Annotated in this window: 4 protein-coding genes; 3 read left to right on the top strand and 1 reads right to left on the bottom strand. The window is 57.9% G+C overall.

From position 1 onward, the window contains the following. A partial coding sequence (locus DC3_RS23490; protein ID WP_146889145.1) for an ABC transporter substrate-binding protein occupies positions 1-424 on the bottom strand: 424 nt, incomplete at its 3' end. Positions 425-649: 225 nt separating this feature from the next. Here DC3_RS23490 and DC3_RS23485 point away from each other — a divergent pair. The 3 genes from DC3_RS23485 (at position 650) to DC3_RS23475 (ending at position 6,680) form a co-directional block, all read left to right on the top strand. Continuing rightward, positions 650-1,654, top strand: coding sequence for a LacI family DNA-binding transcriptional regulator (locus tag DC3_RS23485; protein WP_146889142.1), 1,005 nt, complete (start codon positions 650-652; stop codon positions 1,652-1,654). Between the two features lie 144 nt (positions 1,655-1,798). Beyond that, positions 1,799-4,768, top strand: coding sequence for an EAL domain-containing protein (locus DC3_RS23480; RefSeq protein ID WP_146889139.1), 2,970 nt, complete (start codon positions 1,799-1,801; stop codon positions 4,766-4,768). After that, the gene (locus DC3_RS23475) at positions 4,755-6,680 is read left to right on the top strand and encodes a GGDEF domain-containing protein (protein ID WP_146889136.1); all 1,926 of its coding nucleotides are present in this window, start codon (positions 4,755-4,757) and stop codon (positions 6,678-6,680) included. The genes DC3_RS23480 and DC3_RS23475 overlap by 14 nt, the downstream gene beginning before the upstream one ends. The last annotated feature ends 94 nt before the right edge of the window (positions 6,681-6,774 follow it).

The following is a 6,774-nucleotide window of genomic DNA, read 5'->3' as shown; positions in this document are numbered from 1 at the left end:
TTGACTCGGCATAAAAAGGCAGCGCGTGAATCAGGTTGTTGTAAGACAGCCCTTTTCTCACCGGAGCGAGCAGATCATCCAGATCGTATGCGGCACGGATGTTGGGATTCTTGTTGAACAGTGCCCCGAGGGGTTCAATCCAGCCGTTTTTGGCCCAGATGGGGACTTCGTAGGCTCCGACGGTGGCGATGTCAAACGTTCCTGCACCGGATGCCACATCCAGGGTGATCTTTTGACGGAGCTCATTTTCAGGGAGCACCACCCACTTGACCTTGATGTCCGGGTTTGCTTTTTCGAACTCGGGGGTGAGTTTCTGCATGGTCACCATGTCCGGGTTGTTCACGGTGGCAATGGTGATGGTGGTCTGCGCCAGTGCGGCAGACCCCATGCCCAGAAGCAGACTCAAAGCAAGCAGTTTCTTCATGGTGTCCCTCCCTGTGGGTGAGAAAGTGTATGCACAATCCCAGCAGAAACACTTTGCTCTGCTGAAGAATTATGCCGTTTGGTATGGGATTGATCTCGTGCTCATAGTGTTGCACATCACAGGACTTTTGTCTATTCTTCTGAACCCCCGCTGAGCCTGAAATGAGCGAATGGCCCCGCTTCATCTGCCTTGACTTCTGAACCCCGGGCAGACTAATGTCAAAACATGCCCAACATCAACGATGTTGCAAAACTTGCCGGAGTCTCTCCCAGCACAGCAAAAAGGGCCATCACCCGCCCGGAACAGCTGACCCCCCAGACGCTGGAGAAGGTCATGCAGGCGGTCCGGGAACTGCAATATGAGCCGGACCTCACCGCAAGTGCACTCCGCAAGGGCAAGAACAACACCATTGGGCTGCTGGTGGCAGACATCCTGGAGCCTTTTTTTGCCGAGCTTGCGCGGGAGATTGGCCGTGCCCTGCGCAATTCAGGTTACGGCCTTCTGCTGGCCGACAACGAGTACCACAGTGAAGTGGAACTTAACAACCTGCGGCATCTGGCGGGCCAGCGGGTGAGTGCCCTGATCATGCGACCGTCTTACGGTCCGGGAAACCGGGAGTACCTGCTGAAAATGCAGGACAAGGGCACCTACATCATCGAGGTGGACCACCACATGCCAGACAGCCCTTTCGATTACCTCATGCTGGACCATGAGCAGTGCGTCAGGATGGGCCTGGAACACCTGTGGAACCTTGGGCACACCCGCATTGCAGGTCTGGGGCTGCATGACCCCGAAAAGTACCCGGAGTGGCGGGCCTACCACTTTCAGAAACTCATGCAAGAACGTGGCCTCAACATTCCTGACGCCTACCAGAAACTGCTTCCTTACAGCGAACAGGACGCCTATGAATTCACCCGCGAACTGCTGGCCCTGCCTGATCCTCCCACCGCCATTTTTGCCTTCAACGGCAGCGAAGCCATCGGGGCACACCGGGCCATCGAAGATGCAGGCTGGGTCATCCCCCACCAGATTTCTCTGATTGCATTTGACAACTACCCCTGGACAGCACGCGTGAAACCTGGCATCGATGTGATCGAGCAGCCCATCCAGAAAATGGCCGACATGCTGGTGAAGCAGGTGCTGGACAGCATCTCTGGAAGACATGTCCCCATGCAGCGTTTGCTGCCTGGAAACCTGATTGTGCGCGGAAGTTGCAGTTCACCCCGATAAAACTGAAAACCCAATCCTTCTGTTCACTTCTGCAGGGGCATCAGGAACACCTCTGGTGTCTGCAAGAAAGCTGTGAGGCTTTCTGCCTACACTGAAGTCAGCACAGACACCTTCATCTTTCTGAGCCTTCACCAGGGGTATGCCATGACCACCGAGCGCAGTGTCGCCATCTTGTTGGATTTTGTTTACGAGTACCAGCGCGAACTTTTGCGGGGGATGCAGGCGCGACTGAAATCTCAGGGCGTGCGTTCTGTGGTTTTTGTGGGCCGGGAACTTCACCCCACCGAAACCCACGTGCAACAGGCCAACGAAGTGTACCGCATGCTGCACCCCGAGAACCATCTGGGCGTTCTGGTGGTTGCGGCCAGCCTGGGTTTCCGCAGCACCGACAGCCAGCTTCAGGCTTTCTATGAGGGTTTCAATCTTCCGGTGGTGACCGTGAGCCGCAAGACGCCCCCTCACCGAGTGGTGCAGGTGGACAACAGACCAGGCATGGTTGCACTGATGCAGCACCTGCTTGGGGATTGTGGCTACCGCAAATTCGTGTTTTTGCGTGGAACCGAGGGGCACGAGGACGCTCGCGTTCGTGAAGAGGTGTTTTGCGAGATGCTGCAAAGTCATGGGGTTCGTCCTGAAGAACAGGTGAGGTTGCAAGGGGAATTTTATGGTCCTCGCACCGAAATGGAGCTTCGCAAACTCCTGGCCCAGACCCGTGATTTTGATACAGTGGTGGCAGCCAACGATGAAATGGCCCTGGTGGCCCTCGACACCCTGAAAGCGCACGGGTTGCGTGTGCCTGAAGATGTGGCCGTGGTGGGTTTCGATGATGCTGTGGGCACGGCTTTCGTCGACCCTCCCCTCACCACGGTGCGCCAGCCCCTGTTCCAGCAGGGATGGCATGCCGCAGACCTGCTGATGCAGCAGGTGCAGGGATCAGTCACTCCAGAGATTCTTCTGCTGGACACCGAAGTGGTGATCCGGGAATCCACGTGCATGCCAGAGCAACCCACAGAAGAGCTGGGTGCTTTCTTGACCTCTTCTCACGCTCCGCTTTTGAAGATGCTGCATGAGGCTGTGGCTCACAGCGAACAGGAACGCTTTCTCAGGGAGCTTGATTTGCACCTGCAGAACTTCCCCTCCCATGATGAAGAGGCGCAGGCCATGCACCTGCTGGAACTGCTTGAAGCAGAAGCCACCAGGAACCTCACAGCAGAGCAACTGCCCCAGCTGCGGGCTGTGCTGTTCCAGACCCGCAGGCTGCTGGAACGCCGCCAGTTTTTCCGGGTGTCCCGCACCTCATTCATGCCGGACCGCAACACCAGCCAGCTGCAGCGTCTGGAACTGAACCTGATCTCGCAAACCCAGTGGGACAGCCTGAAACAGGACCTCGCACAGTACCTCAGGTGGAGTGGAATCGATGGGGTCTCGGTGGTGCTGCATTCCCAGCATGCTCCACACCAGGATGGACCCCACAGGCTCTTTTTCAGCACCCATCCTGAAGCCACCGAAGGACCCTCCTGGCATGACCTGCTTCCAGCAGACCACCTGCTGGTTCTGCCGCTTTTTGTGCGCAGCACCCACCTGGGATTGTTGCTCGTTGACAGCCATCAGGCACAGCAGATGAATGTTGAGCACCTGCAACACCTGATCAGTTCAGGGTTGCACCATGTGCAGTTCACCCAGCAGCAACGCAGGTACACCCTGGAACTCGAAAAGCACATCGACCAGCGGGAAACCGAAGTGGCCCAGCTCAGCCAGCAGATGGAATACCTCGCCATTCACGATGAGGTGACGGGGCTCCCCAACAAGACCCTGTTTCATGCCCGTCTGGAACAGGTGATTCAGCGCAGCCAGCAGGAAGGACAGTTTGATTACGCGGTGCTGTTTCTGGATCTGGACCGCTTCAAGAAAATCAATGACACTTACGGCCACCGCACAGGGGATGTGTTCCTGCACGCCCTTGCTGAACGCTTGCAGAGCAGCCTGAGGCCCTACGATCTGGTGGCCCGCTTTGGTGGAGATGAGTTTGCTGTGCTGCTGCAGGGTGTGCCTCACCTCGTGGGAGTGCAGGAGGTGGTGATCCGGCTTCAGCGGGAACTCTCCCAGCCCTGCTGGATTGGTGGGCAGCACATCCAGACCACGGTCAGTGTGGGCATGGTGCGAGGGGACGCCCGTTACACCCACCCGGAAGAACTGCTCCGGGACGCCGACATTGCCATGTACGAGGCCAAAAAGCTGGGTGGAGGACAGAGCCGACTCTTTGAAGTGCACATGCACGAACAGGTCAGTGACCGCACCCGTCTGGAATCCGACCTGCGGGAAGTCCTGATGCAGCGTGGACTTGGGGTGCACTACCAGCCCATTCTGAACCTCTGCACGGGCAGAATTGATGGGTTTGAGGCGCTGGCCCGCTGGATTCACCCCCAGCGCGGTTTTGTGAGCCCTGCTGCTTTCATTCCTGTTGCCGAGGAGTCCGGGTGGATCATTGAGCTCGACCGCCAGGTGCTGGAAGCGGCCTGCAGGCAGGTTGCCTGCTGGAACAGAAGCTGGCCTGAGGAACCTGGCATCTCCGTCAGTGCCAACCTCAGCACCATCCAGTTCAGCCGGGCGGACCTGCTGCCTGCCATCAAAGAAATCCTGCAAAACACCGGGCTTCCTGCCCGCCTTCTGCACCTGGAGATCACCGAAAGCCTGCTGCTCCAGCGGGACAGCATTGTGCTGGAAAACATCCGCATGTTGCAACAGCTGGGCATTTGCCTGCACATTGATGATTTTGGAACGGGTTACTCGTCTCTGGGCTACCTGCAGGAATTCCAGGCCTCCACCCTGAAAATTGACCGCTCTTTCATTCAGCGCATGCTGCAGGACACCAAGTGCCTGGAACTGGTGCGCACCATCATCACCATGGCCCACAACCTCGGCATGACGGTGGTGGCAGAAGGAGTGGAGGAGAAAGAACAGCAGGAGTGGCTCACCGAAGCCGGTTGCGAGTACTTGCAAGGCTACCTTTTCTCCAGGCCTCTCCCGGCAGATCAGGCAGAGGCCCTGCTGGAGCGCACACTCAATGCAGCCCTGTTTCAACAAGAAAGGGTGACCCGGGGTGGACAGGGCTGAGGTCCTGCACCAGGAAGAACTGCTCTCGCAGCGAATGGTGCTGCTGTGCTCTGGTGTGCTGCTGTGCTTGATCCTGCTGCAGAGCCTTTCACGCGGCATGCATGTGCTCTGGTGGCTGCCTTTGGTGCTGCATCTGGTGGCCCTGTACACGGTTCACCAGTGGTGCAGAAACGTGCGCCCTTACTGGCTGAGCCTCACCGCACTCTCTGGCCTGTGGGGAAGCATTGCCTTTCTGGCGTGGCATGCAGGAGGGCTCAATTCGCCCCTGCTGGCAGGCTGGCCTCTGGTGGTGACTGGAGCCACTGTTCTGCTGGGCAAGCCTCAGGGTCTGTTCGCACTGGGGTTTTCTGCACTCGCTGCTGTGCTGCTGCTGCAGGTCGCTGGCATTGAGGTGGCCCCACAACATGCAGGACTGGTGCTGATCCTCTCCCTGCTGACGTACTTCCTGATGGCCCTGAGCATCTTGCAGATGTACCGGATGAGTGTGCAGCAGATCCGGGCCCAGCAGGTGCAGCACCTGAAAATCCAGCAGGCCATGGAAATCTCTGAAGCCCGCAACCAGGCCATCCTGGACGCCCTGCCCGATGTGGTGTTCCGGGTGACCCGCGACAGCACCATCCTGGATGTCAACATTGGTGAGCAGACCCGCTGGGCCATTCGCGCATCCACCCTGCTGGGACAGAAGGTCACCCAGTTCGTGCAGGACGAAACCCGCCTCGCCGAAGCCCTCAGCTGGGTGCTGTCCGGGGATGGCATGCAAACCCAGGAATTGCAGCTGTGTCACCCTGAACTCGGTCAGCGCAGTGTGGAAAGCCGCATGGTTGCTGTGGGTGAGGACCACGCCCTGCTGTTCTGGAGGGACATCACGGAACGAAAAAAAATAGAGTTTGACCGCCTGGACCGTCTCAGACGCATGGAAGGCCTGGACCGCTTCATGTTGATCCTCGCCCAGCCTGAAATGGAACACCCTGCGCTGCTGCAGGCCATGACCCACCACACTGCGGAAATTCTGCAGGGGTTCTGTGTTGTGGAAATTTTCCCCTCAGAGCGCCTGACGTCTGACTGCACAAATGAATCCCCAACACCAGACTGGCATCGCTGCGACCTGCCACTGGTGTTGCATGGCATCAAAAGAGGCGTGGTGACCGTGTGGCGTTCGCCCCAGACAGGCCCTTTCAGTGCAGAGGAACAATCCACCTTGCAAACCCTGGTGGACCGCACCGGTTTGACCCTCACCAACAGGGAACTGGACTTGCGCAATCGTGCACAGGCTGAGGAGCTTCGCAAGGCCAATGAGGAACTTGAAGTGCGCATTCGAGAGAGAACCCATGAACTCGCACGGGCCAATGAACAGCTTCAGGAATTGACCATCCGGGATGGTCTGACGGGCATTTTCAACCGCAGGCACTTTGATGAACGCCTTGAACAGGAGGTTCGCAGGCTGCCCCGCAGTGAAAAGCCCCTTGGCCTGCTGCTCTGTGACATCGATTTCTTCAAGCGTTACAACGACCACTACGGTCACCCGCAAGGTGACCTGTGCCTGAAACAGGTGGCCCGGCTCTTGCAGGACACCTTCAGACGGGCAGGGGATGTGGTCGCCCGTTATGGAGGTGAGGAATTCGCAGTGATCCTGCCCAACACCTCTCTGGAGCAGCTTTCGCACCTCAGCCAGCGACTCAGGGAACAACTCTTGCAACTTGCCCTGCCCCATGCCTTTTCGGAGGTGGCCCCCCATGTCACCCTCAGTGTGGGAGGGGTGCAGGCCACCCGGGAAGATGCCATCACGGCCCAGGGCCTGATCCAGGCAGCAGATCAGGCCATGTACTGCAGCAAACATTCGGGCCGCAACCGTGGGACCCTCAGGCCCTGGGTTGTGCAGGAAGCCGAGCTGCCTTCAAAGCCCTTTTCATGAAGTGAATTCTTGCTTAAATCGCACAATATGAAGGCAGAGTGTGCCTTATAACTGACACCATGCGGACTTTGTTCGTCATAAATGTAACAAATCC

It is taken from the genome of Deinococcus cellulosilyticus NBRC 106333 = KACC 11606, assembly GCF_007990775.1.
GTDB classification, from domain to species: Bacteria; Deinococcota; Deinococci; order Deinococcales; family Deinococcaceae; genus Deinococcus_C; species Deinococcus_C cellulosilyticus.
Note: the sequence above shows the minus strand (reverse complement) of the source record. Positions and strands in the feature narration are given on the sequence as shown.

Excerpts from the sequence above, each read along its gene's own strand:
- DC3_RS23480 (WP_146889139.1), top strand. The coding sequence starts at position 1,799 with ATGACCACCGAGCGCAGTGTCGCCATCTTGTTGGATTTTGTTTACGAG.
- DC3_RS23485 (WP_146889142.1), top strand. The coding sequence starts at position 650 with ATGCCCAACATCAACGATGTTGCAAAACTTGCCGGAGTCTCTCCCAGC.